This window comes from Rhodococcus sp. MS13 (genome assembly GCF_013277835.1).
In the GTDB taxonomy this organism is placed as follows: Bacteria; Actinomycetota; Actinomycetes; order Mycobacteriales; family Mycobacteriaceae; genus Rhodococcus_F; species Rhodococcus_F erythropolis.
On sequence record NZ_VBTL01000013.1, the window covers coordinates 252304 to 277380 of the forward strand.

The window sequence follows — 25077 nt, forward strand, 5'->3', positions numbered from 1 at the left end:
ATGTGTCTCGATCTTATTTCTCCGGCCGCCCTTTTCCGGTGACAGATACATTCTTAGGTATGACCGATACTCCGAAGCTGTCTTCCGTCGTACCGTCCCTGGCGAACCTCCGAGACATCGGTGGCCCCGAATCGAGCTTCGGTGGCACCGTCCGCACCGGGAGTGTGTTTCGTTCCACCGATCTGGCATCGCTCAGTGCGGAGGGCACACAGACCCTCGCCGATCTGGGCATCGTCACGATCTACGATCTGCGCACCGAGTCCGAACGCGAGACGGCGCCGGATCTGACGCCGGACGGAATCCGAGAACTCGGCCTGGACGTATTGGCGGACAAGCAGTATCGCGCCATTCCGGCTCAAATGCAGCAGATGATCGCCGACCCGGCGTTTGCTGCCGAAGCGTTGGGCGGCGGCCAGGCGCTCGAGTACTTTCAGGGAAGTTACCGCGATTTCGTGACCTTGCCGAGTGCGGTCACGTCGTACCGGCAACTGTTCGTCGACTTGGCGCAGCCGCCCAGCTCGCCGGCACTCATTCACTGCACCACGGGCAAGGACCGCACGGGCTGGGCCGCAGCCGCGCTACTGCTGTTCCTGGGTGCCTCCGAGGACGCGGTCTTCGCGGACTACCTCGAAACCAACAAGGTTCTGTTGCCGATGTTCGCGCCGCTCCTCGAGCGATTCGAGGCCAAGGGTATCGATCCGACCCTGCTCGAAGGTGTCCTCGGTGTCAGGCGCGAGTACCTGGAGGCGTCGATGGCAGAGCTTGCGCAGGTCCACGGATCGATCGAGGCCTACTTCACCGACGGCCTGAAGATCGACGCGTCGACCCAGGAACAATTGCGGAGCAACCTGCTCAGCTGATCAGGACCTGCTCGGCTCGTCGTCGCGGGCCGTTCGACGCCGCATCACGAGGCTGACGATACCGATCCCGATGGCGATGCCGAGCAGGTCGGCGGTGCCGTCCCAGATCGAACCGGAACGCGAAATGGGCAGCGCTGCTTGAAGAACCTCGGACGTCGCAGCAAAAATCACGAGCCACACCGCGGTGAGCCACGCCGGGATCCGGGCGTGCAACGAGGTGATCGCCAGCACCGCGAACATCAACGTGTGAGTGATCTTGTCGGTGTTCTCCGGGCTCGACGGGACGGTGGAGCCCGGGGAGAAGAGCATGATCAGCGCAATGACCACGGCGATCGCCAGCGGCCAGTATCGGTTGTTCTTCAATTCGTCTGCCCCTCGACGACGACGAGTCCGAGTGCACCTTCGGCGAATCTGGTGACGGCGTCGGCGGCGGTCGTGAGCGCCTCGGTGTGCCCGTCGCGGGCCCAGCCGGTCAGCAGGGCGGTGGAGTCGAGAGGCGTCAGAACGACCTCGGCGAGAAGCTCACCGGTGTTGGGCTGGCACACGGCCCAGGAGTAGACGCTGTTTTCGTGCCACTGAGCGCTCCGCTGACTCACATAATCGGGGTCGGTGATACCGCCGTCGGCAAGGGCAGGGCGGTCGTCCACACGCTCGTCTGCGCGCAGTGCTCGCAGATACCATCCGCCTGCGTTGATCTCGATCGGCTCCATCAGTCGGAGTCCCGCTCGCGGCGACGCTTGGCTTTGCGTTCCCTGTCGGTACCGAACAGCAGTGCACCGGCGAGGGGAATCGCGAGGAACCACAACCAGGTACCGGTGACGAAGAACAGGATCACCGCGAGAATCGGGATGACGGCCATGACGCGACCGGACCAGTCGGGGTTGAATCGTCGCTCCGCCGGTGCGGCGGGAGGCGTCACCATCGACAGGGGAGCGGTGCCTGGAGCTTGATAGTTGCCCGGTAGATCGGCGAACACCGGAACGAGTTCACTACGAGTTGTTGCGGCACTGACGATTCCGCTTCTCTCGTCGAACTCCGTGACGGTGAGGCGGCCTGCGGCGAAGTGCTCGCTCAGGAGATCGAGTGCCTGCTCGCGTTCTGCAGTGCCGATGCGAATGTCGGGGACGTCAGCCATCGTTACAGCCTACTCAAACGACTGTGCACCTTTCCGGTAGTGGGGACTACCGGAAAGGCGCACGGGGCCGGAGGCCTTACTTCAGTTCTGCGAGAACCGTTCCCTGCGTGATTGCTGCACCCGGCTCGACGGACAGTCCGGTGACGACACCGGCCTTGTGCGCGTTGACGGGGTTTTCCATCTTCATGGCTTCGAGGACCGCGATCAGGTCGCCTTCTGCGACTTCCTGGCCTTCGGTCACTGCGACCTTGACGACGGTGCCCTGCATCGGAGCGGTGACGGCGTCACCGGATGCTGCGCCGCCGCCGGCGCCGCCGCGCTTGCGTGCCTTCGGCTTCTTGCGGATGGCACCGGATGCTGCGCCGCCGCCGTTGCCGAGCGAGAACTGGCCCGGGAGGGAAACCTCGACGCGACGTCCACCGACCTCGACGACGACGTTCTGACGCGGCAGAGCCTCGTCCTCGTCGTCGACCGGTGCACCGGAACCGGCGTAGGGCTCGATGGTGTTTTCCCAGTCGGTTTCGATCCACTTGGTGTAGATGTCGAACTTCTCGCCGTCACCGACGAATGCCGGGTTCTCGACGATGTGGCGGTGGAACGGGAGGACGGTCGCGAGGCCGTCGATTTCGAACTCGGCCAGAGCGCGCGATGCCCGCTGGAGGGCTTCTTCGCGGGTGGCGCCGGTGACGATGAGCTTGGCGAGCATGGAGTCGAACTGTCCGCCGATGACGTCGCCGGCGACGACACCGGAATCGACGCGGACGCCGGGGCCCGTGGGCTCACGGTAGACGGAGACCGGGCCGGGGGCGGGCATGAAGCCGCGGCCGGCGTCTTCACCGTTGATGCGGAACTCGAAGGAGTGTCCACGCGGGGTGGGATCTTCCTTGATGGAGAGCTCTTCACCGTTGGCGATGAGGAACTGCTGACGCACCAGGTCGATGCCCGCGGTCTCTTCCGTGACGGGGTGCTCGACCTGCAGGCGGGTGTTGACCTCGAGGAAGGAGATGGTGTCGCCCTGAACCAGGTACTCGACCGTTCCGGCGCCGTAGTAGCCGGCTTCCTTGCAGATGGCCTTGGCGGACGCGTGGATGCGTGCGCGCTGGTCGTCCGTCAGGAACGGAGCCGGAGCCTCTTCGACGAGCTTCTGGAAGCGACGCTGCAGTGAGCAGTCGCGGGTACCGGCGACGACGACGTTGCCGTGCTGGTCGGCGATGACCTGAGCCTCGACGTGGCGGGCCTTGTCCAGGTACTGCTCGACGAAGCACTCGCCGCGACCGAAGGCTGCGATGGCCTCACGGGTGGCAGACTCGAACAGCTCGGGGATTTCCTCGATGGTCTGGGCGACCTTCATGCCGCGTCCACCGCCGCCGAAGGCAGCCTTGATCGCAACCGGTACGCCGTATTCCTTGGCGAATGCGACGACCTCGTCTGCGCCCTTGACGGGGTCCTTGGTGCCGGCAGCCATCGGAGCCTTCGCGCGTTCTGCGATGTGGCGTGCCGTGACCTTGTCGCCGAGGTCGCGGATGGACTGCGGTGACGGGCCGATCCAGATGAGGTTCGCGTCGATGACGGCCTGGGCGAAGTCGGCGTTCTCGGAGAGGAAGCCGTAGCCGGGGTGGATGGCGTCGGCGCCGGACTTCTTGGCGGCATCGAGGATCTTGTCGAACACGAGGTAGGACTCGGCGGACGTCTGTCCGCCGAGGGCAAATGCCTCGTCTGCGAGCTTCACGAACTGCGCTTCTGCGTCGGGCTCGGCGTAAACGGCAACGCTGCCGTAGCCGGCATCCTTGGCCGCCCGGATGACCCGTACCGCGATTTCACCGCGGTTCGCGACAAGCACCTTCGTAATGTGCGCGCTGGCATGACTGGGCACTGAGCCTCCTGTGGTTCGCATAGTCTGTCTCCGCGGTGTATTCCTCTGGGATTTCACCATCGGGGGATTGGCATCACTTCGGAGTGTATGCATCGCTTCGGCGCTGGCTGTAACCGGATCGCTAAAGCCCACTCCGGCTTAGGAAACGGTTTCGAAAACTACCGATGAGTAGCTGCCGGAGGTGCCGGTGTCCGGTTCGGCGACGATTTCTTCGACGGTCCGGCGCAGTGCGGCCACGTAGGCGTGAACCGCGGCGTTCGCCGTCTCGTTGCCTGGATACCTGACTGCGAGATTGAGGCCCTGGGGTGTGCGGTTGATCCAGATGTATACGTCGTGCGTGTATGCCTTGCTTCGAAGTGCTCTGGCGTTCCATTCGGGCCACTGTGCGGCCTCGGGTACAAAGCGAACGTCCATGTAGGACACCACGAATCGCGGTCGAATCGGGGTTTCGAGGTGCTCACCGATCCGATCGAACGGGACCGCGGCGGCAGGCTTGACCGAAGCGATCGATTCGGCGGCGCGTGTCGCGAGGTCGCCGAACGAACAGTCCGATCCAACGGCGAACTCGACCGGGCACAGTCCGACGAACCAGCCGAGCGCACCCGCCCACTCCTGAGCGCTGCGGGTGTGAACCGGCGTCACGACCTCGAATTGATCGGATCCCGCGACTTCGCGACCTACGGCCGCAAGTCCGCCGAGTAGTCCGGCGAAATAGCCCACGCCGGCGGCTGCACACGTCGAACTGAAGGCCTTGGACTGCTCGGCGTCGAGTAGCCAGGTCGACAGGCCGTTCTGAGAATCGGTTCCGCGTTCACCGATCGGTAGCGGGAACTGGGGTAACCCGTCCGTTCCGAGAGCCTTACGCCAGATCTCCACCGCAGCCTTCTCGGCTTCCATGTCGGCCATCTGCTCGCGTTCGACGGCACCGAAATCGACGTAGCTGCCCACCGGGAACAGATTTGCAGCGCTGCCGGTCGAGGCCTCGCGGTACAGCGCTGCAATCTCGTGAGCGACCAGCACGATCGAGAAACCGTCGATGATCGAGTGGTCCGCCGCGAAGAACACGGTGAACGGACCGTCGCCACCGCGGGGCGTCAACGTCGCGAAGACGTACGACGGCCAACTGTGCGGGGACGCGTAATCGTCGAACAGGCGGTGAAGGTGGTCGAAGTTGTCCTGGCTGGACGCGTCGTAGCCGTGGCTGACGACCCCGATGTCGATTCCGCCGATCGGGACGGTGTGCCGGGTGATCTCGCCACTCGAGGGCTCGAGGACGGTATGCGAGCGCAGAACTTCATGACGGTCGATCCAGCGGCCGAGGGCGACTCGGAACGCATCGACGTCGAGCGGGCCGGAAATCTCGAAAGCTGTTCCCAGCCAAGACTTGTCGCCCGCACCTGCGGCGGAACGGTTGAGATGTGCCTCGTGAATGTAGGAGACGGGCCGCGGATCCGGAACCCAAGGCCCGGTTGCGCACGGCAACCATTCGACGAGTGCGCCGGCCGGAATCGCATAGTCGGCCAGTTCGGTGAACTCCATGTTTTCAGCCCCGCAAGTGCCGCTTGATGCGCGCGAGCATGGCCGACATTCCGCGCAGACGGAGCGGGCTCACAGCTTCTGCGAGACCGAGCGCCGAATAGAAGTCGTCGGGTACACCGAGGATCTCGTCCGCGCTGTGACCGTCGAGCCCCTGCGCGAGGATCGATGCGAAACCACGCGTCGTGGGAGCCTCGGGGGGCGCGCTGAAGTACAGACGGACGTTGTCGCGATCCGAATCGTCGACCGAGAGGAACAGCGGCGACTGACACTCGGGGACCGGCTCCATCGCGCTCTGCTCGAGCTCCGCCGGCAACGGCGGTAGCTCTCGGCTGAACTCGAGAAGAAGGGTGAGCTTGTCCGAGGCGCCGACGGCTGCGAAGTCGTCGACGATCTCGGCCAGAGCCGAAGGAAGAGCGCTCATGACGCCGATACGGAGGAAGGAACTGCGCCGGGCTCTTCGCCCTGGACGATCGGGACGCGCACTGCATTGCCCCACTCGGTCCAGGAACCGTCGTAGTTACGAACGTTCGGGTAGCCGAGAAGATGGGTCAACACGAACCAGGTGTGGCTGGAACGCTCACCGATGCGGCAGTACGCGACGATGTTGTCGTCGGCCGACAGACCGCCGTAGATCTCGCCGAGTTCGGTGCGGGTGCGGAAGCGGCTGTCCGGTGCCGCCGCCTTCGCCCACGGGATGCTGAGAGCGCTGGGAATGTGTCCACCGCGCAACGCACCCTCTTCGGGGTAGTCGGGCATGTGGGTGCGCTCGCCGGTGTACTCCTGCGGAGATCGCACGTCGATGAGCGGCCCGTCGCCCAAGTGTGCGAGTACGTCGTCCTTGAATGCGCGGATGGGAGCGTCGTTGCGCTTGACGACCGGGTAATCCGTTGACGTGATGTCGGGAACGTCGAATGCGGTGTCACGGTTCTCGGCGATCCACGCATCGCGGCCACCGTCGAGAAGACGGACGTCCTCGTGGCCGAAGAGAGTGAAGACCCACAGTGCGTAGGCGGCCCACCAGTTGCTCTTGTCGCCGTAGATGACGACGGTGTCGTCGCGGCTGATGCCCTTGCGGTTCATCAACTCTGCGAACTTCGCACCGTCGATGTAATCGCGTGTGACCGGATCGTTGAGGTCGAGATGCCAGTCGATCTTCACTGCGCCGGGAATGTGGCCGACGTCGTACAACAACACGTCTTCATCGGATTCGACGACCTTGAGGCCCGGCGTACCGAGATTCGCCGAGAGCCATTCCGTCGAGACCAACCGGTCGGGATGCGCGAACTCGGCAAACGCGGTTGAGGGATCGGGGGCAACGGGCACGGGCGTACTCCTGAAGACGAATCGTTCGGTTCGAACACGGACTTGATCGATTCTATGCGCTGCGCGCAAGGGGAGACGCCCGGAAGCGGGTTCTGCCTGCTCGTACCCGTTGCCGACCCTAAATCCTCGGTGTTCCTGCCCCGACGCTCGAATCTCTCAATTGTTCGGTGACACTTCCGATCGGCGTCACGCCCCGGGCGCAGACTTCCCTCAGAATCCGGTCGAGATCGGTGAGGAAATTCACCATGGTTTCGTTTGCCGTGTCGGTGTCCGGGAAGCGCGAACGCAGCGAGAGACCACGGTTCGTTCGCGAAATCCAGAACTGGGCATCGTCGGCGACAGTCACATTGCTGATGTGATGAGCGTTGAGGAGATCATGATCGTCGGTGCCGGGTAGTTTGCGGTAATCGATGTACGACACCATGAAGACGTCGGTGCGCGTGCGTCGAATCTTGTCGCCCAAAGCATCTCGAACCTGGGCCATGGTGACGCCCTCGAGCGTCAACGCAACTCGGAATGACGCGTGCGTATGTGCAAGGGATGCACCGAAATCCGCGTCGGGAGTGATCTGGACCGTGATCGGCGCGCTCGTGGTGAGCCAGCCGATGGCGTCGGCCCAGCGTGGATCTTTGCGGATGTGCAGCGGGAATTGCAGTGGAAGCGTCGCCTGTCCGGTGAACGAGTGGACGGAAAGTCCCATCGCAGTGAGGATTCCGGTGAACACGCTACCGCCGGCGGATAGGCAGATCTCGTCGAACGTCGCGGTCAGTTCCTCGTCGAGCAGCACGCGCACATCGGCGCCCTGAGGCGCGGGCTTTCCTGCCTCGACGCCGAGATCCAAGGGGAAACTCGGCGATGTGCCACCACAAATCTCGTAGAACCTTGCCCACTCTCGGATTCGAGGGTCGTTGTCGACGGGAAGCAGAGCGTCGGCCTCCAGTTCGCAGTACCGCACGAAACTTCCCGGGTCACCCAGTCGGCTCATCACTGCGTCGACGGCCTCGTGGTCGGTCAGTTCGGGTATTGCGATCAGTCCCTCGTAGATCTGTCGCAGTTCCCCGAGAGCGATGACCAACGAGTAGCCGTCGACGAGGGTGTGATCGAAGGCGCTCAGGACCGTGTAGTGCTCTTCGCGTTCGACCGTGGCAAACGTGTAGGCGGGGAAGGTCAGTGGATCGCATACCGTCGTGAATCGCTTCTTGAGGTGCGCTCGGAGGTCTTCGGTCGAATCGAACTTCACAGGTTCCGAAGTCTCGATGTGTGTGCCGTCGGGATCGAGTCCCATTCGGGTGGTGGTGAACTCGCCCACCTCGAATCCTGTGTGCAGAGTGTCATGGCGACTGATGAACAGGCGCAGCGCGAGATCGAGCGCAGGCCGATTCAGTTCTCCGGGAAGGTCGAATGCGGCTGCCATCCACACACTCCGGCCCATGCCGTGTGTTCGCGCAGTCTCGAGATGAAAATGCTGGTTGTACGACGGTGGTACTTCCGACTCGGTGACGGCGCCGTCCGCGGGCTGGAGTGACCACTCGGTGACGATTCCGGGCTCGAGTCCGTAACGATCGATCGAGGTGACATGCATCAGGACGCTCCCTCTGGTGCCGAGAACGAGTAGTCGCCCTGAGCTGCAACAGTTTTGATGATCTTGGAGACGTGCTCGGCGAAGCGGGTGGCCGATTCGTGGGCAATGGGGGTGTCAGGGTGGGACACGGCGATCCAGGTTCCGGTGTGCATCCGGTTGATCCACATCGACGCGATCTGAGTCTCTTTGCCGCCGACGATTCCCGTTGCCTTCGTCTCGGCGTAACTGTATGGATCCGGCATGCGGCGGCCGTCGATGTACGAGACGATCGGCGGTGGGGTGAGCGTCTTCGACAATCCGCCGGGTGCGGAATCCGACTCGGCCAAGCTCGACAGAACCAGATCGATGACTTGCTGCACAGAGACATCGAGGAGTGCCTTGCCGTCGTGGTACCCCTGCTGCCCGAGCTTTGCCAACTCGGTGAAGCGTCGCTTGTCGTCGACGTCGATGCCGACCGGGATCAGGTTGATGTACCAGCCCTGTGCAAACGAGTCGGCCTCGGTTCGTGTGCTGACCGGCGAGAGGGCGATGTACTTGTCGCGTCCGGCCAGTTCGAATTCCGCAATCGCGAGGGCGGTGAATATTCCACCGATGAAGTTGGCGCCGTTGGCTTTACAGACCGCACCGAACCTTTCGCACTCATTGTCGTCGGCCAGGTCGAAGCGTGAACCGATAGCCGGTTTGGGCGCGTCTTCCGCCCCGAGCGGGAGCGGAAATCCGGGGAACGAGCCGCCGCTGCGCATGAGGTAACCGAGCCACTGGTGCACTTCGGGTGACTGCATCGTCAGTTCGGTTGTTCGCTCGCGTTCGACGCGACCGAACTGTGCGTAACTTCCCGCGGGGCCTAGTTCGGGATGTGACCCGGTCGTTTCCGCGGCGTAGAGCTGACGCAATTCCGCGTACATCAGCACCATCGAGTTCATGTCCGAATGGGCGTGGTCGACTGCATGGAACAGGGTGAAGCTCGGATCGGCTTCGAGGTCGGCATGGTGGTGCTCGACGGCACCGAACACGAAGGCCGGCCACTGAAGGGCACTGGTTTCCGTTGCGAACTTGGTTGCGACGAGTGCGCGGATCGCCTCGGATTCGGAGACGTCGTCGCCGACGCGGTACTCGAGTTCGATGCTCTCGACCGGCACCACGTGTCGACGGACCTCGAACGCGGTGTCCGCAGCGTCGGTGGTTGCTTCGTCGAAGGAGAACCAACTGTGGAGCGTGTCGTGGCGACGGACGTAGCGCTGCAGGGCTCGCGTCATGGCGTCGCGGTCGAGTGTTCCTGCGAAATCGAAGGCGATACCGATCCACGGAGACTGCGGATCGCCCTTCTCTGCGGTGACGCGGGCGCGCCGCAGGTGGCGATCCTGCATCGTGGTCGGGGGTAGTTCTCGGTCGATCTCGGCTTCGGCGGCTCGTTGAGCGGAAGCATGCGTGACGCCCCATTCGATTACCCGTCCAGGAAGCGGGTGCCAATGGGTGATCAAGTTCAGATCCATCGAGTAGAACTCCTGCGTGTGTCGTCGAGAAGCCTGCTCTGAAAATGGGCAGACGACGAACTATCCCATCTGGGGGACTGAATTGTCCGAAATACTACAATCTAAACAAGAACAGGTTCTAGAAGCGTCGTGTTCGATTAGGATCATTCGGTGCTTCCGGACCCTTTAGGTGACGCTGTCGGCGCCGACCACAAGGGCGGACGGCGAGCTGGTTCTCTGACGCCCTGGCTCGGGTTGGCGACGAGTCTGGCGGCGGCGTTCATGCAGTTGCTCGACGCGACGATCGTCAACGTCGCGCTTCCGAGTATCGCCGTCGATCTTCAAGCAGGCGTATCGGCGCAGTTGCTCATGGTCAGCGTGTACATCCTGGCTTTTGCGTGTTCGTTGATCACCGCGGCCAGGTTGGGGGACCTGTTCGGTCGTAGGGTTGTTTTTCTGACCGCCCTGTTCGTATTCGTCGCGGCCTCGTTGCTGTGCGGGCTCGCCCAGAGCGCGACGATGTTGATCGTCTTCCGGGGTTTGCAAGGGTTGGCGGCCGGTTCGATGTCCGCCCAGACGTTTGCCATCATCTCGGGTCTGTTTCCGAAGGCCAGGCATCCGCGAGTGTTCGGGATCTACGGTGCGACCATCGGGCTCGCAACGGTCAGTGGGCCTCTGATCGGCGGGCTGCTGATCGAGTGGAATCTCTTCGACTGGGGCTGGCGCCTGATCTTCTTCGTCAACATTCCGATCGGCATCGCCGCCTTGATTCTCGGGTATTTCCATCTCGTCGATGCTCGCGCTGAGCATGTGCGCTCACTGGACCTCATCGGCGCCGCACTGTCATCGCTGGCGCTGTTCCTGCTGATCCTTCCCCTGGCCGAGGGAAGGGCGCGTGGATGGCCCACAGGTCTTGTTGTCATGCTCGCGATGTCGGTGCCGGTGGCATTGGCGTTTGTGCTCTACGAATCGCGTCTGGCGAAACGAGGCGGCGATCCGGTCCTTCGTCTGGAGCTTTTCCGCGACCGAGCCTTCGCGATCGGCGCGGTTCTTGCGTTCGTATTCTTCGGAACCCTGACTTCGTTGATCTTCACCATCAGTCTCACGCTTCAGTTCGGGTTCGGGTTCTCCGCATTGCGAGCGGGCGTGATGACGCTCCCGTGGGCCGTCGGCATGGGCGTGGCTGCGGTTCTCTCATCCGCGGTGTACCGGATGCTTGGAAACCGCGTTCTGATCTTGGGGATGGTCGTCTTTGCCGGCTCGCTGATCGCGTTGTCGGTCATCCTCGAACACGAAGGAACTGATCCACGCTGGCTCGCGCTCGCCGGTCCTCTCCTCCTCGGGGGCGCAGGGCTCGGACTGTTCGTGGCGCCACTGCAAACCGCGATCCTCGCGACGGTCGAACCCGCGCACGCGGGTTCGGTGTCGGGACTGCTACCGACCGTTCAGCAGGTTGGCAGCTCGATCGGACTGGCCTTGATCGGAGTGGTGTTCTTCTCGCTGGTCGCGGGGCAAGCTCCGCAAGCAGTGCAGGGGGAGCGGCCCGAGTACGTTGCGAATCTTGAAGCTGCCGGCGTGAATCCCGGCCTGGTCGACATCGCCGAAAAGGCATTTGTCGATTGCGCGACAAGTCAATTGGCATCCGGAACACCGATGGAGGTGGCGCCGGAATGTCGCCGCGAAGGAACTGCCGGCGCCGGGGGCCAATCCGTTCAAGTGGCAGTTGATGCCGCGTACGCATCTACTCGCGCGGCGGCCGGCGAAGCGTTTCTCGAAGCCCAACGCCGCGTGCTCGCGATCATCGCAGCAATTGCGCTCGGCATCGGATTGGCCTCGACTGCCCTGCCGCGGGTCAATTCCCCAGTCTGAAAAAAATACCCTTGACTCGAACGAGTGTTCGAGTATTGTTTGGGGAGGGGATCGGGGGATTCAATGAGCGTGCTGTTGTCGGATGTGGTGTCCGGTTCTGCAGTGGGGTTGCGCGGACGTCTGTGGCGGTTGTCTGCTTCTGAGTTGCGTACCGCTGCTATCGAGGCGAGTTCGGAGATTCTGCGTCTCGAGGCTGTGCGGGTGGCGGTGGTGGACGAGTTGTCGTTGCGGCCGGATGATCAGGTGATTGCCAGCCGCGGGGTGGGGTGCTGATTGGCGGCAAACACGATGCTGCAGGTTCGGGACGGGAAGAAGATCGCCGCCCTGGGTGCAGCGCTTCGGCCGTTTCCGGCGGTGACTGCCCGGTTCGATGACGGGGACTGCTCCTTCGAGCATGCCGTGTTGATCGTGGCGTTCTGCGAATCACCGCCGAAGGGCATGCCGGAGGAAGCGCTCCCTCGCTGTATCGATTTGTTGTTGGCTGCCGCGTCGGGCGTGGAGGCGACGACCACGAAGGTGCGGAACGTGATCGCGACCTTGGAGCGAGTGTTCGAATCCGATGAGATTCCACCCGCGGAAGATGTCGATCGCAACGAGTTGCGGATCGCGTCGACGTTGAATGGTCGGGTGGTGGTGCGCGGGGATTTCGATGCTCTCACCGGTGAAATGTTGTTGTCGGCGTTGTCGAATCTGACGATGCCGACCCCGGCACCGGATGGAACCCCGGATTCTCGGTCGGCGGCGAAACGCACGGCGGATGGGTTCACCGAACTGATTCGGCGTTATCTGGATTGCGCGAAGACCGGTACGGATGGTGGTCAGCGGCCGCATGTGAACGTGCACATCAATGCTCGTGATTTGGCTGAGCATCGGGGTTGTGCCGCACAGTCTTCGGATTCGGGTGATGACGGCTCACTGGAGCCGGCCGATCTTGATGTCGGGCACATGTCCTGGCTCGGACCACTGTCCGTGTCGCAGACCAGACTCCTCGGGTGTGACTGTTTCCTCTCGACTGTTCTGCTCGACGATCACGGGGCGCCGTTGGATGCGAAACCCGGGAAACGGTTGGTGTCCGCCGAACAGCGAGTGGCGTTGATCGCCCGCGACAAAGGCTGCGCGTTCCCCGGCTGCACGTGTGTACCGGCCTGGACGGATGCGCACCATATTCGGCACTGGGCCAACGGCGGGCCGACGGTGATGAGCAACCTTGTCCTGCTGTGCCGTTCGCATCACCGGCTGATGCACCGCAAATCCAGGTTCGTCGGGAAATGGGAAATCCGAATCGGGGTCGACAACAAACCGTGGTTCATCCCGCCGCCCTCGATCGACCCGCGGCAGCACCCGCGGCCCGCGAACACCACATTCAAAACCTGAGGGGTCAAGCCTCTTCGGCGACAACAAAAACGACCAGCTTCGCATCGGCATGAACCCGATGCGAGGCTGGTCAGTGGTGCTTGGAGAAAACGTGCGTGGAGAAAACGTGCTTGGAGAAATCGTGTCAGAAGATGCTCTGCGTGCGCCAGAGATCCGAGACGGAAACCCCGACACGCTCGAGAAGTGTTCGTACCAAAGGTAATCCGATACCGATGACACTCGAGGGATCACCCTCGATTCTCTCCACGAACCAGCCGCCGAGACTGTCGAGCGTGAATGCTCCGGCGACTTGGAGCGGTTCGCCCGTTGCCAGGTATGCCTCGAGATCTTCGGTGGACGGTTGCGCGAAATGAACCACTGTTGCGCTGTGATCCGAGGCCATGCGAACGATGCGGCCGTCGGCGACGCGCAGGACACAGTGCCCGGTCAAGAGAGTGGCGCTGCGTCCGGCCATTGCGGCCCATCGCTTTCGGGCGATGTCTACGCTGCCCGGCTTGCCTTGAAGTTGCCCGTCGATCAGGAGCATCGAATCGCACCCGACAACGACTACGTCGGTGAGATTGTCGGCGGCGAGGCCGGGAACGATCTCGGCGGCCTTGGCTTCCGCCAGCACCGTCACGACTTTTTCGGGAGCGGCGTCGGGGCCGAGGTTGTCGGCAATCTTGTCCTCGTCGACGCCGGAGACACGCACAAGCGGCGAAACCCCGGCCGCCCGCAGAACTGCGAGGCGAGCCGGGGACGCTGAAGCTAGAACCAGTTGAGTCACGTCAGCAAGTGATCGTCAGCTGCGACGGATCGCGGGGTTCAGGTACGCGTACGGCGAGAACGGCGCACGCGTGCGGTGGAACTGAGTCGGATCGCCCCAGGTCTCCGCGGGAACATTCGACTCGGGAGCCTGACCGCTGCCGGCAGCCGCGGCAAGCACGCTGACCAGTGCGGCGATCTCGACGTCGGTGGGCGAACCCTTGACGATCTTGATGACCGACGCGTCGGAGGTCGACGTCTCGGTCAGCTCCGTGAGCGAAGCGTCCGTCGCGCTTCCCTCGACGACCGCACCGTTGGTCGGTGCAGTCTCCGCCAGTGCGACATCTTCGCTGAGAATGTCCTCGGTGGTTGCGGTCATAGGGGAATGTTCCCATGCTTCTTGGGCGGAAGGGAAACGGCCTTGCGCTCGAGCAGTCGCAATGCGGAAACGATTTGTCCGCGGGTGTGCGACGGAGGAATGACAGCGTCGACGTATCCGCGCTCAGCGGCGACGTACGGGTTGACGAGGGTGTCCTCGTACTCGTTCTGCAGCTTGAGGCGCAATGCATCGACGTCTTCGCCGTTCTTCGCGGCTTCGAGAAGCTGCTTGCGGTAGACGAATCCGACAGCTCCGGATGCACCCATGACGGCGATCTGAGCGGTCGGCCATGCCAGGTTCACGTCGGCGCCCATGTGCTTGGAGCCCATGACGTCGTACGCTCCGCCGTAAGCCTTGCGGGTGATGACCGTGATCTTGCCGACCGTTGCCTCGCCGTACGCGTAGAGGAGCTTCGCGCCGCGACGGATGATGCCGTTGTATTCCTGCTCGGTTCCGGGGAGGAAACCGGGAACGTCGACGAGGGTGATGATCGGGACGTTGAACGCGTCGCAGGTACGCACGAAGCGAGCGGCCTTCTCCGAGGCGTCGATGTCGAGGCAGCCCGCGAACTGGGTGGGCTGGTTGGCGACGATGCCGACCGAGCGGCCGTCGACGCGACCGAAACCGACGATGATGTTCATCGCGCGCTCGGCCTGGACCTCGAGGAACTCGTCGTCGTCGAGGATGCGACGGATGACCTCGTGCATGTCGTACGGCTGGTTGGCCGAATCCGGGATGAGGGTGTCGAGTTCGATGTCCTCAGCGGTCAGGCTGTCTTCGATCGAACCGATGATCGGGTCGGTGATCTCGCCGCGGGGAGCTGCTGCCTGGTTGTTGGACGGCAGGTAGCTGAGCAGGTCCTTGACGTAGTCGAGGGCATCCTGCTCGCCGGAAGCGACGTAGTGGGCGACTCCGGACTTGACCATGTGGGTGCGAGCACCACCGAGGTCTTCCATCGTGACGTCTTCGCCGGTGACTGTCTTGATGACGTCGGGGCCGGTGACGAACATCTGGGAAGTCTCGTCGACCATCACGACGAAGTCGGTCAGTGCGGGGGAGTAGACGTGGCCGCCGGCGGCGGGTCCCATGATCAGTGAGATCTGGGGGATGACACCCGAGGCCTGGACGTTGCGGTGGAAGATCTCGCCGTAGAGGCCGAGCGAGACGACGCCTTCCTGAATGCGCGCGCCTGCACCTTCGTTGATGCCGACGAGGGGGCGACCGGTGCGGATCGCGAGGTCCATGACCTTGACGATCTTCTCACCGTAGATTTCGCCGAGCGATCCGCCGAAAACGGTGGCGTCCTGTGAGAAGACACAGACGTCGCGGCCGTCGATGGTGCCGTAACCGGTGACGACGCCGTCGCCGACCGGGCGGTTGTCAGCGAGACCGAAGTTCACACTTCGGTGCCGTGCCAGTGCGTCGAGTTCGACGAAGGAGCCCTCGTCGAGGAGGGCGGTGATGCGCTCGCGGGCGGTCAGCTTGCCTTTGGCGTGCACCTTGTCGATGGCGGCTTCGCCGCTCGGTGCCTGCGCCTGGGCTTGGCGATTCCGCAGGTCCGCGAGCTTTCCCGCGGTCGTGTGGATATCGGGTGCGGCCGCCGCCTCCGGCGCGTTCGGCTCTTGGACAGTGGTCATGGACGTGAGCTTAACGAGAGTGCGTGGGGGGCTTCGAAGGCAGGTCCGATTGTCGCTGTCTTGCAGGCTCAAGCTACTGACCAGTACATTCTCGCTGTCGTCATAGGCTGGGGCTATGTGGACCGACTTGAACCGCCCGCCCCTCGACGGCAATGCCCTACGACGCGCACTCGTGCGCAGTGACAACGACGACGCGCGCGTTTTCTGGAACCGCCTCGACGTTGTCGAGGAGACCGGTTCGACGAACGCGGATCTCCTTGCACGAGCGGCAGATCCGGATGCCGACCGTCACGTTCTGATCGCCGAGTATCAGGCGAGTGCCCGCGGCCGTCATTCGCGCACTTGGGTGAGTCCGCCGCAAGCGCAGATCTCGATGTCGGTTCTGCTGTCGATGCCTGGAATGAATCTCACGGACATGGGTTGGCTCCCGCTACTGTCGGGAATCGCGGTCGTCGACGCGCTGCGGAACGTGGCCGAAGTGCCCGCAGAACTCAAGTGGCCGAACGACGTTCTCATCGGTGACAAGAAGGTCGCCGGAATTCTGGCCGAGGTGGCAAGGACAGCGCCCGATCCCGCGGTGGTGGTGGGCATCGGGTTGAACGTGAGCCTGGGTGTCGAGGAGTTGCCCGTCCCGACCGCTACATCACTCCTCATCGAAGAAGCATCGACTGTCGACCGCGACACCCTCGTTCGAGCAATCGCCCGTGAGTTGGCGACGCAATTCCGTGCTTGGGAATCATCGAAATGGGATACATCTGTGTGGGCTGCCGAATACCGGCAGCGTTGCGGGACGCTGGGCAAACGAGTCCGCGCGGTCTTGCCGGGCGACAAGGAGGTGTTCGGTATCGCGACCGACATCGACACTTCCGGCCGCGTCGTCATCGAAATCGAAGGAACAGATGGGGAGACCTTTGCGGTCGCTGCGGGTGATATCACGCACCTTCGGGCCGCCCCGGTAGCCGAATCGTGAGCCTTGCCGGATTTTCTGGCACCAAAGTGCTAATTTTTGGCCCTGGCCGGTTTTCGAACCAACCGTCCGTCCTTCATTTCATTTAACTGCGGGATTTACTGAGCTGCCTAGGGGCGTCATGACCACACCGATCGTTGTTCCGACCGAAGCCGAGACGGCCGAGAGCGCTCGCCGCGTACTCACCGGTGTGACGGTGCTGCTCGGTGTCCTCACATTGGGCCTGGGTATCGCCGTACTCGTATGGCCGGATGCCACCCTTTTCGTGGTCGCGGTGGTCATTGCGATTCAGTTGTTCGGATTCGGAATCGTCCAGATCATCCGTTCGTTCGCGGACGTGACGGCTTCGGGTGGAACTCGGACGCTTGTCGCGATCTCCGGCGCGTTGGCAGTGCTCCTCGGATTCCTGGTTCTCCGTAGCCCTTTGCAGACGGTGGTTCTGATCGCATTGGTGATCGGTGCCTGGTGGGTATTCCGTGGCGTTCTCGATCTGGTCGACGCGGCGTCCGGGCACACCGTCGATCGCGGTCTGTCGATCGTGCTCGGAGTCATCAGCATCGTCGCGGGTGCAATCGTCCTTCTGCAGCCCGAACTCTCGCTCGACGTCTTCCGCATCGTGGTCGGCGTGTGGATGGTGCTGTACGGCATCATCATCGTCGTGACCCCGTTGGTGCTGCGAAAGATCGCTCAGCCCTGAGCGTTGCCCTGAACGTGGGTGTGCCTGAAAGTGGGTGTGCCTGAAAGTCGGTGCGGGATGGCAGACTTCCCGTCATGGGATATCCCGAAGACGCCCTCGCTCAGGACGAGGAACTGATACTGCATCGCCATCCTCATTGGAAGATGTTGGTGCTTCCGGCGCTGACGTTCGTGCTTGCGACGGCCGTCGCCGGGTTCTTGTTGGGCCTCGCACAGACGAGATTGGACGGCACGGCTCGCACCGTGTCGTCCATCGCCATCGGAATCATCTGGCTCGGTGTCGTGGCCTGGCGATCGGTTGCGCCGTTCACGGTCTGGAAGTTCACGCATTTCATCGTCACCGATCGGCGAGTGCTCATCCGCCACGGAGTGCTCACGCATACCGGTATCGACATCCCCATGGGGCGGATCAGCAATGTTCAGTTCCGCCACGGCTTGATCGATCGAATGCTCAAGACCGGAACTCTGGTCATCGCCTCTGCCAGTGACGATCCGCTCGAGTTCGACGACATTCCTGACGTCGAGCACGTTCACGCCCTGCTGTATCACCAGGTTTTCGATTCCATGCAGCAGCCACCATCGCAGCCACCGCAGCGGCCGGCGGGTGAAAACGACGACCCGAACGATCGAAATGGCTGGTAATCAACGTGCAAAGGCGTGTTGTCCGTAGTCTGTTCGTGTGACTGCCGTATTGCTAGCCGAAGACGACGAGGCCATTGCCGCACCCCTCTCCCGCGCACTGGGGCGTGAAGGGTATTCGGTGACGGTCGAACCGACCGGACCCGCTGCGTTGCAGCAGGCGCTCGAAGGTGATTTCGATCTGTTGATTCTCGATCTCGGCCTTCCGGGCATGGACGGCCTCGAGGTCTGTCGACAGATTCGTGCGCATCGCACCTCGCTCGCCGTGCTGATGTTGACCGCCAGGACCGACGAAGTCGACTTCGTGGTCGGGTTGGACGCCGGCGCCGACGACTACGTCAGCAAGCCGTTTCGCCTCGCCGAGTTGATGGCACGTGTGCGAGCACTCCTGCGTCGCCACGGTGGCCGCGAGGACACGATCGTCGAGGTCGGTGGCATCAGGCTCGAGCCCGCGGCACGACGCGTACTCGTCAACGGCTCCGAAATCGCCTTGGCCAACAAGGAATACGAACTTCTGCGGGTCCTCCTCGAACATGCCGGGGAAGTAGTATCGCGCGATACGATCCTTCGTGAGGTGTGGGGCGACGTCGAGCTTCGTGGATCGAAGACGCTCGACATGCACATGTCGTGGCTGCGCCGCAAGATCGGTGACGAGGGCCCTGCCGTGGAACGCAGAATTGCCACCGTCCGCGGTGTCGGTTTCCGAATCAACACCGACTAACTTCTCGAGAATCAGGAACTGCCGGCATGCGGCGTCGCATATTGCAGTCGATTCTCGCTGTCGTGATCATGACGGCGTTGCTGCTGGGGGTTCCGCTGATCTACACGGCGTGGCTCTGGGTGGAGGACGTGACGCGAAGTGATCTCCGGGTGCGACTCGACCGGATGGCCGCTGAGGTCATCGCGCAAGAGGGGACGAACGGGCTCGTCGAAGGTGCGTTGAACACCGATTCGCTCAAGGTTCTCACCCCGAACGACGGGCGCCTCGTCGTCGTGTATCCGACCGTCGTCGACGGCGCTGCACGCGTCGACGTCGGTGAGGCGACGGTCAAGAACGCACTCGTCGAATCGCTCGCGATGGGAACGTCCGGCTCGTTGCGTCTCGAGGTGCCGTCGGAGAACTTGCGCACCCAGCAGAAGCAAGCGGTGATGGCCGTCGGTGTGCTCGTGCTTCTGTCCATCACGGCAGGCACCGTGGTCGCTGTGGTCACTGCACGTCGGCTTGCCGATCCGCTGCAGGATGTGGCCGACCGGGCGGCGCGCCTCGCCGAAGGTGACTTCCGGCCGGATCCTCGTCGGCACGACATCCCCGAACTCGACCGCGTGTCCGACGTCCTCGACGCGGCAACTGTGGAGATTTCGGTGCGGCTGCAACGAGAACGCGCGCTGGTCGCGGATGTCTCGCATCAACTGCGCAGTCGACTGACTGCAGTGCGGCTGCGCCTGGACGAGTTGTCCGTTCACGAAGATCCTGACGTCGTGAACGAGGCCGAGGAAGCCATGGCGCAAGTGGACAGGCTCACCGACGGAATCGACGACCTGATTCGCTCGTCGCGCACCAGTGGGTCATCGGCGAGTCTGGTGTCGGTAGTCGGCGAGCTGGAACAGGTGACCCGCGACTGGCAGGCTCAGTTCGACGGAGAGGGACGCAGGCTCCGCCTACGCGGCGATCGCGCGGTGATGGCCGCGACCACAGGGTCGCGTCTGCGTGAAGCTGTTTCCGTTCTGGTCGACAATTCGTTCGAACACGGTGAAGGTACGTGCACGGTGTCTGTCCGATTGATCGACGGTACCGGTCGCAGTTCGTCTCGTCGTGACTCGATGGTGTGCGTCGAGGTCACCGACGAAGGCTCCGGCGTGGAGAACGATCTTGCACCGCACATCTTCGACAGAGGATTTTCGGGGGCCGGGTCCACCGGCGTCGGATTGGCGCTCGCACGTGCACTGATCGAAGCCGACGGGGGCCGACTGGAACTGCAGAGGCGTAAGCCTGCCTTGTTCGCGGTCTTCCTGCCGGTGGCCAACACTGCGCCGACCGCGGACGTCGTTCCGCACCGCGAACCGCGCTGACCGAAAGGCTCGCGCAGACGGAAAACTCAGGAGTGCCCGAGCTCCTCTTCGGCATCAGGAATGACCGGGTCAGGCGCCGTGGTTTCGGATAACGCTGTGGTTTCGGATAACGCTGTGGTTTCGGACAATCCTGTGGTGTCGGACAGTTCGAGCGGTTCCGGATTCTCGTCGGGAAACACGAACTTGCGGAAGGCCCAGAATCGGAACGCCATCTGCAGCAGGTTGCCGATGACATATGCACTGATGAAGTCGGCGATGTTCTCCGTCGCCAAGCTGACTTCGGGTACACGCAGGTTGAAGACGTAACTGGAGATGTAGAGCGGGATGAAGCTGATGACGACGCCGATGGCGCTGATGATGAAGAACAGAGCAGCTTCGTGCGCTGGCTCACGGCCACCACGGTTCTTGAACGACCACTCGCGGTTGAGAATGTACGACGCGATCACCGCGACGACGCCGGCGATGATCTTGGCCGTGATCGGCTTGGATTCGAGGATCGACAGCTTGAGTGTGTAGAAGATGCCCGAGTCGATCAGGAAGGTAGTTCCGCCGACGATCGCGAATTTGATCAGCTCGCTGTGACGCAGAGCGATGTCACGAAACGGTTGGGGTATGCGGGCAATGACCCCGTCGACAAATGGCACAACAGATGAGTTTACGAAACGAAACCGCGTTACCACCAATTTGCCGCGGATTCATCAGCAGAATCACAGATTGGGAACGCTGAATGAACGGGCGAACGCGGCACATGACAACATAGAGAGCCGTGACCGGCAACAACGATCCCGCGCAGATCCCCGCCCGCCCGACCACCCCTCGACCGGCAAAAGCATCCATGCCCGTCGTCACCATGATCGGTGGCGGACAGTTGGCCAGGATGACTCACCAGGCGGCGGTGGCCCTGGGCCAGACGCTCCGAGTGCTCTCCGGAACTGCGGACGAGCCGGCAGCTCAGGTCAGCCCCGATGTCGTGCTCGGTAGCCACACCGACCTCGACGCTCTTCGCCGCGCAGCGGTCGGTTCCAACGCGTTGACGTTCGACCACGAGCACGTGCCGACCGAACATCTCGAGGTTCTTGTTGCCGAAGGCGTGAACGTTCAGCCTCCGCCGCAGGCTCTGATCTTCGCTCAGGACAAATTGCTGATGCGTCGCAAACTTGCCGAACTGGGCGCACCTGTACCCGCGTACGCCGAAGTGACGTGGGCGGAAGACGTCGTGCGTTTCGGTGCCGAACACGGTTGGCCGCTTGTCATCAAGGCAACCCGCGGAGGCTACGACGGCCGGGGCGTCTGGATCACCGATGATCAGGACGAAGCAGAAGCCATTGTCACCGAGCAGCTGGACAAGGGTGTTCCGCTGATCGTCGAGGAAATGGTCTCGATGCGTCGGGAACTGTCTGCCATGGTTGCGCGGTCGCCGTTCGGACAGGGCGCTACGTGGCCGGTCGTAGAGACCGTTCAGCGCAACGGCCAGTGCGCCGTCGTGATCGCACCTGCCCCCGCCCTTTCGAGTGCCGTTGCCGAGGAAGCCGAACAATTGGCGCTGCGCATCGCTTCCGAGTTGGGTGTCGTCGGCTCGATGGCCGTCGAACTCTTCGAGACGACTGACGGCACTCTCGTGGTCAACGAGCTGGCAATGCGCCCGCACAACTCCGGTCACTGGACGATGGACGGCGCACGCACCTCTCAGTTCGAACAGCATCTGCGTGCCGTTCTCGACTACCCGCTCGGCGACACCTCGCCGATCGCGCCGGTCACGGTGATGGCAAACGTTCTGGGTGCACCGGAAGCGCCCGAGATGACGATGGACGAGCGTGTCCATCACCTCTTCGCGCGGATGCCCGATGCGAAGATCCACCTGTACGGCAAGGGCGAGCGCAAGGATCGCAAGATCGGCCACGTCAACATCGTCGGCGGCGCCGGATCCATCGACGACCCGAATTACGTTGCCGCAGTTCGGGAACGCGCCGAGCGCGCAGCACATTGGCTTTCGTATGCAGTTTGGACCGACGGATGGGATGTACACGGTGAGTGAGAGCGCGCAGGTCGGCCTGATCATGGGCAGCGATTCGGATTGGTCGACCATGGAAGCTGCAGCCGAAGCTCTGGCCGAGTTCGGTATCCGCTTCGAGGTCGGTGTCGTCTCGGCGCACCGCACGCCTCAGCGGATGCTCGACTACGCCAAGGAAGCCGCGGGCCGCGGAATCAAGGTCATCATCGCCGGTGCCGGTGGCGCCGCGCACCTTCCGGGCATGGTTGCCTCGGCTACGCCGTTGCCGGTCATCGGTGTTCCGGTGCCGCTCAAGTACCTCGACGGTATGGATTCACTCCTCTCGATCGTGCAGATGCCGGCCGGCGTCCCGGTGGCGACGGTCTCGATCGGCGGCGCTCGCAACGCCGGTCTGTTGGCTGCTCGGATCCTCGGCGCTTCGGATCCCGCACTGCAGCAGCGAATGGTGGCTTTCCAGGAGAGCCTCGAGGCGATGGTGCTCGACAAGGACAAGGCGCTTCGCGAGAAACTGCTGGGCTGATCTTCTCGTGTGTGCACGGCGTGGGCTGCCGCTGATCCGAGCGAGTCGGGGCAGCGCACAGTCCGCATTCGTCACTCGCGTCGCGCTGTTCTACGCCGGGATTCTCGGCGCGGACATCCGCTTCGACAACGAGTCCGGGATCTTTGTCGCTTCCGGGCTGCGCGGCGGGTTCGCCAGAGGCGGAACAACTCTCGGTGGTGTGTACCTCACCCGGCGAAACACGACTCGATCCGTCCTTCGCCACGAGGCAGTTCACGCGGACCAATGGGCCAGGTACGGAATCGTATTCGGGCTGCTGTACCTGCGTGAGGAGTTGCGTCATCGCGGTCCGCGGAACCGGTTCGAAATCGAGGCCGGTCTCGAAGACGGCGGTTACCGCACCTGAGTGAAAGCTCGTGAGTAAAAGCTACTCTTGGCGGCATGGCTCGTTTTCCGACTAGTGAACGCTTCGTCCGCTGGAGCGCGGAACATGCTCGCGGTGTGGACATCTGCATTGCGACGGTTGCCGCACTGTTCAGCGTTGTCGTTGCGGTCGAGGCGAGTCCGCTGGCGGTGTTCGTCTCGCTGGGTATGACCGTTCCGTTGGCATGGCGACGCTCGCGCCCCGAACTCTCCGGCATGGTGATCGCAGGGTTCGCAGTTCTACACGTGATCTTCATCGGCAACACACTGCTCGCATCGGCCGTTGTCGTGCCCATCTCCCTGTACGCGCTGGCCGCCTATGGCGCTCGGTGGAGTTCGCTCACCGGCCTGGTGCTCGCGTTGCTCGGCTCGATTGCCGGAACTGTTCGATACTTCGGCTACGACGGAATCCCGGTGTCTTCGCAGGTCATGCAGTCCGTGGCCGTCATGATCTTCATGCTCGCGGTCTGGGCGTTCGGTGATTTGCGTCGAGTTCGCACCAAACAATTGGAAGGTCTGACCGAGCGCGCACGGTTGCTCGAACTCGAGCGTGCGCAGGAAGCGGAAATCGCGACGATCAGCGAACGCTCGAGGATTGCGCGCGAGATGCACGACATCGTCGCGCATTCGTTGACCGTTGTCATCGCTCAGGCCGACGGCGGACGCTACAGCGCGGCCAAGGATCCTCAGGCTGCAATCCAGGCGCTCGAAACCATTGCCTCCACCGGTCGCCAAGCGTTGACCGACATGCGATCGCTTCTGTCCGTCCTGCGTGAGGACACGCCCCGGGATTTCTCGGTGATCCCGGGCGCCGGTGATATCGACAGTCTCTTCCACGAGTTACGCAGCAGCGGACTCGACATCGCCGTCAGTGTGACCGGTGAACCACGCGAACTCTCTGCGGGTGCGGGGTTGACGGCCTATCGCATCGTCCAGGAATCGCTGACGAACGTTCTCAAACATGCGGGGCCAGGAGCACAGGCGAGCGTCGAGATGACGTGGGCTGAAACCGAACTCGTTCTCGGCATCACCGACGACGGACGAGGCGGTAGCGCCGCGCTGGTCGAATCGTCACCAGGCGGGCAGGGCCTGATCGGAATGGCCGAGCGCGCCAAACTGCACGGAGGCAAAGTAACCGCCGGGCCGAAATCAGGCGGCGGATACAGTGTCCGGGCCGTCCTGCCGTATGAACGAACGTCTGGGTAGGTCTTGAAACGTCTGAAGGTCTTAAGGTGAGTGGCATGGACGAACACGTGGCTCCGATCGCAGTGGCACTGATCGACGATCAGCAGCTGGTCCGCGCAGGTTTTCGAATGGTCATCGACTCGCAGCCGGATTTGTCCGTGGTGGTCGAGGCTTCGGACGGTCAGCAGGCATTGACCGAGTTGGCGGCCCGACATGTCGACGTCGTCCTGATGGATGTCCAGATGCCGAAGATGGACGGCATCGAGGCGACCCGTCGGCTCCTGGCCGACCCCGATGCGCCGAAGGTCGTGGTGCTCACCACCTTCGACAACGACGAGTACGTGATGTCGGCAATCAGGGCGGGCGCCAGCGGTTTCCTGCTCAAGGACGTGCCACCGGAACAGTTGCTCGACGCCATCCGCACCGTGCATCGCGGGGACGCGGTGATCGAAGCTCGGGCCACTCGGCGACTGCTTCAGCACGTCGGGCCTCTCCTGGAAGGTTCGGCGCCCGAATCGCAGTTGCCCGAAGAGCTGACACCGCGCGAGGTCGAGGTGCTCGAGGCCATGGCGTACGGGCTGTCGAATTCGGAGATCGCCGCAAAATTCCACGTCTCCGAAACGACAGTGAAAACCCATGTCGGACGGGTTCTTTCGAAGACTCATTCACGTGATCGTGTGCAGGCCGTCGTCTTTGCCTTCCAGATCGGACTTGTCCGGCGCGCAGATCTCCTCGGCACCGAGGGCTGACGCGCAGCCCTGTTCAGTCCTACCCCGGGATGACACCGGGCTCTCCAAGAT

Annotated in this window: 25 protein-coding genes and 1 pseudogene; 13 read left to right on the forward strand and 13 right to left on the reverse strand. The window is 62.9% G+C overall.

Annotation, left to right across the window (positions count from 1 at the left end; translation table 11 throughout):
- Window positions 1–59 precede the first annotated feature (59 nt).
- Entirely contained in the window at window positions 60–860 is an 801-nt protein-coding gene (locus FEZ59_RS26885; RefSeq protein WP_172933451.1) for a tyrosine-protein phosphatase, read from the forward strand.
- On the opposite strand, the gene FEZ59_RS26890 is transcribed toward FEZ59_RS26885, so the two are convergent.
- From FEZ59_RS26890 to FEZ59_RS26930, 9 genes are all read right to left on the reverse strand, one after another.
- Window positions 861–1223, reverse strand: a complete 363-nt coding sequence (locus FEZ59_RS26890; RefSeq protein WP_020969195.1) for a VanZ family protein — start codon at window positions 1221–1223, stop codon at window positions 861–863.
- A complete protein-coding gene (locus FEZ59_RS26895; RefSeq protein WP_003940792.1) occupies window positions 1220–1570 on the reverse strand; it encodes a hypothetical protein in 351 nt (116 codons plus the stop codon). Before FEZ59_RS26895 ends, FEZ59_RS26890 begins: the two co-directional genes overlap by 4 nt.
- Window positions 1570–1995 carry a DUF1707 domain-containing protein gene (locus FEZ59_RS26900; RefSeq protein ID WP_020907074.1) on the reverse strand — a complete coding sequence of 142 codons (426 nt, stop codon included), beginning with the start codon at window positions 1993–1995 and terminating at the stop codon, window positions 1570–1572. Before FEZ59_RS26900 ends, FEZ59_RS26895 begins: the two co-directional genes overlap by 1 nt.
- A gap of 76 nt (window positions 1996–2071) precedes the next feature.
- Window positions 2072–3868, reverse strand: coding sequence for an acetyl/propionyl/methylcrotonyl-CoA carboxylase subunit alpha (locus tag FEZ59_RS26905; protein ID WP_019747743.1), 1797 nt, complete (start codon window positions 3866–3868; stop codon window positions 2072–2074).
- Between the two features lie 138 nt (window positions 3869–4006).
- Window positions 4007–5407, reverse strand: a complete 1401-nt coding sequence (locus FEZ59_RS26910) for a condensation domain-containing protein (protein WP_020969197.1) — start codon at window positions 5405–5407, stop codon at window positions 4007–4009.
- A 4-nt stretch (window positions 5408–5411) separates the two neighbouring features.
- Window positions 5412–5828: a SufE family protein gene (locus FEZ59_RS26915; protein ID WP_003940804.1), complete on the reverse strand. Its 417-nt coding sequence runs from the start codon at window positions 5826–5828 to the stop codon at window positions 5412–5414.
- On the reverse strand, window positions 5825–6730 hold the full coding sequence (locus FEZ59_RS26920) for a sulfurtransferase (RefSeq protein ID WP_019747746.1): 906 nt from the start codon (window positions 6728–6730) through the stop codon (window positions 5825–5827). Before FEZ59_RS26920 ends, FEZ59_RS26915 begins: the two co-directional genes overlap by 4 nt.
- A 118-nt stretch (window positions 6731–6848) precedes the next feature.
- Window positions 6849–8312: a condensation domain-containing protein gene (locus FEZ59_RS26925; RefSeq protein WP_020907076.1), complete on the reverse strand. Its 1464-nt coding sequence runs from the start codon at window positions 8310–8312 to the stop codon at window positions 6849–6851.
- Window positions 8312–9805, reverse strand: coding sequence for a condensation domain-containing protein (locus tag FEZ59_RS26930; RefSeq protein ID WP_020907077.1), 1494 nt, complete (start codon window positions 9803–9805; stop codon window positions 8312–8314). Before FEZ59_RS26930 ends, FEZ59_RS26925 begins: the two co-directional genes overlap by 1 nt.
- A gap of 150 nt (window positions 9806–9955) precedes the next feature.
- On the opposite strand from FEZ59_RS26930, the gene FEZ59_RS26935 reads away from it, so the two are divergent.
- Complete coding sequence (locus FEZ59_RS26935) at window positions 9956–11653, forward strand: MFS transporter (RefSeq protein WP_019747749.1); 1698 nt, start codon at window positions 9956–9958, stop codon at window positions 11651–11653.
- Window positions 11654–11716: 63 nt separating this feature from the next.
- Window positions 11717–13027: pseudogene (locus FEZ59_RS26940) on the forward strand (DUF222 domain-containing protein).
- 124 nt (window positions 13028–13151) lie between these two features.
- Here FEZ59_RS26940 and FEZ59_RS26945 read toward each other — a convergent pair.
- The 3 genes from FEZ59_RS26945 to FEZ59_RS26955 are packed head-to-tail and all read right to left on the reverse strand — an operon-like array spanning window position 13152 to window position 15787.
- Window positions 13152–13793: a nucleoside triphosphate pyrophosphatase gene (locus tag FEZ59_RS26945; RefSeq protein WP_007731146.1), complete on the reverse strand. Its 642-nt coding sequence runs from the start codon at window positions 13791–13793 to the stop codon at window positions 13152–13154.
- A gap of 15 nt (window positions 13794–13808) precedes the next feature.
- Entirely contained in the window at window positions 13809–14150 is a 342-nt protein-coding gene (locus FEZ59_RS26950) for an acyl-CoA carboxylase subunit epsilon (RefSeq protein WP_019747751.1), read from the reverse strand.
- Window positions 14147–15787 carry an acyl-CoA carboxylase subunit beta gene (locus FEZ59_RS26955; protein ID WP_020969200.1) on the reverse strand — a complete coding sequence of 547 codons (1641 nt, stop codon included), beginning with the start codon at window positions 15785–15787 and terminating at the stop codon, window positions 14147–14149. Before FEZ59_RS26955 ends, FEZ59_RS26950 begins: the two co-directional genes overlap by 4 nt.
- Window positions 15788–15902: 115 nt before the next feature.
- Between FEZ59_RS26955 and FEZ59_RS26960 the strand changes: the two genes are divergently transcribed.
- The 5 genes from FEZ59_RS26960 to FEZ59_RS26980 all read left to right on the forward strand — a co-directional run bounded on the left by FEZ59_RS26960 (window position 15903) and on the right by FEZ59_RS26980 (window position 20159).
- Window positions 15903–16757, forward strand: coding sequence for a biotin--[acetyl-CoA-carboxylase] ligase (locus tag FEZ59_RS26960; protein ID WP_134998766.1), 855 nt, complete (start codon window positions 15903–15905; stop codon window positions 16755–16757).
- A 118-nt stretch (window positions 16758–16875) separates the two neighbouring features.
- Window positions 16876–17451, forward strand: coding sequence for a DUF308 domain-containing protein (locus FEZ59_RS26965; protein WP_172933452.1), 576 nt, complete (start codon window positions 16876–16878; stop codon window positions 17449–17451).
- 74 nt (window positions 17452–17525) lie between these two features.
- On the forward strand, window positions 17526–18092 hold the full coding sequence (locus FEZ59_RS26970; RefSeq protein ID WP_021343702.1) for a PH domain-containing protein: 567 nt from the start codon (window positions 17526–17528) through the stop codon (window positions 18090–18092).
- Between the two features lie 37 nt (window positions 18093–18129).
- Window positions 18130–18810, forward strand: a complete 681-nt coding sequence (locus tag FEZ59_RS26975) for a response regulator transcription factor (protein ID WP_003940916.1) — start codon at window positions 18130–18132, stop codon at window positions 18808–18810.
- Between the two features lie 26 nt (window positions 18811–18836).
- Window positions 18837–20159, forward strand: a complete 1323-nt coding sequence (locus tag FEZ59_RS26980) for a HAMP domain-containing sensor histidine kinase (protein ID WP_019747754.1) — start codon at window positions 18837–18839, stop codon at window positions 20157–20159.
- 26 nt (window positions 20160–20185) lie between these two features.
- Here the strand turns inward: FEZ59_RS26980 and FEZ59_RS26985 are convergent, their stop codons facing one another.
- On the reverse strand, window positions 20186–20803 hold the full coding sequence (locus FEZ59_RS26985) for a GtrA family protein (protein ID WP_021332550.1): 618 nt from the start codon (window positions 20801–20803) through the stop codon (window positions 20186–20188).
- A 122-nt stretch (window positions 20804–20925) separates the two neighbouring features.
- On the opposite strand from FEZ59_RS26985, the gene FEZ59_RS26990 reads away from it, so the two are divergent.
- Genes FEZ59_RS26990 through FEZ59_RS27010 form a run of 5 tightly spaced genes read left to right on the forward strand, consistent with a single transcriptional unit; the run spans window position 20926 to window position 25026 of the window.
- Window positions 20926–22194 carry a 5-(carboxyamino)imidazole ribonucleotide synthase gene (locus tag FEZ59_RS26990; RefSeq protein ID WP_019747755.1) on the forward strand — a complete coding sequence of 423 codons (1269 nt, stop codon included), beginning with the start codon at window positions 20926–20928 and terminating at the stop codon, window positions 22192–22194.
- On the forward strand, window positions 22178–22690 hold the full coding sequence (gene purE / locus FEZ59_RS26995; protein WP_172933453.1) for a 5-(carboxyamino)imidazole ribonucleotide mutase: 513 nt from the start codon (window positions 22178–22180) through the stop codon (window positions 22688–22690). The genes FEZ59_RS26990 and purE overlap by 17 nt, the downstream gene beginning before the upstream one ends.
- Window positions 22691–22697: 7 nt before the next feature.
- Window positions 22698–23075 carry a hypothetical protein gene (locus FEZ59_RS27000; protein WP_019747757.1) on the forward strand — a complete coding sequence of 126 codons (378 nt, stop codon included), beginning with the start codon at window positions 22698–22700 and terminating at the stop codon, window positions 23073–23075.
- Window positions 23076–23110: 35 nt separating this feature from the next.
- A complete protein-coding gene (locus FEZ59_RS27005; RefSeq protein WP_019747758.1) occupies window positions 23111–24298 on the forward strand; it encodes a sensor histidine kinase in 1188 nt (395 codons plus the stop codon).
- A 35-nt stretch (window positions 24299–24333) separates the two neighbouring features.
- On the forward strand, window positions 24334–25026 hold the full coding sequence (locus FEZ59_RS27010) for a response regulator transcription factor (RefSeq protein WP_019747759.1): 693 nt from the start codon (window positions 24334–24336) through the stop codon (window positions 25024–25026).
- Window positions 25027–25077 lie beyond the last annotated feature (51 nt).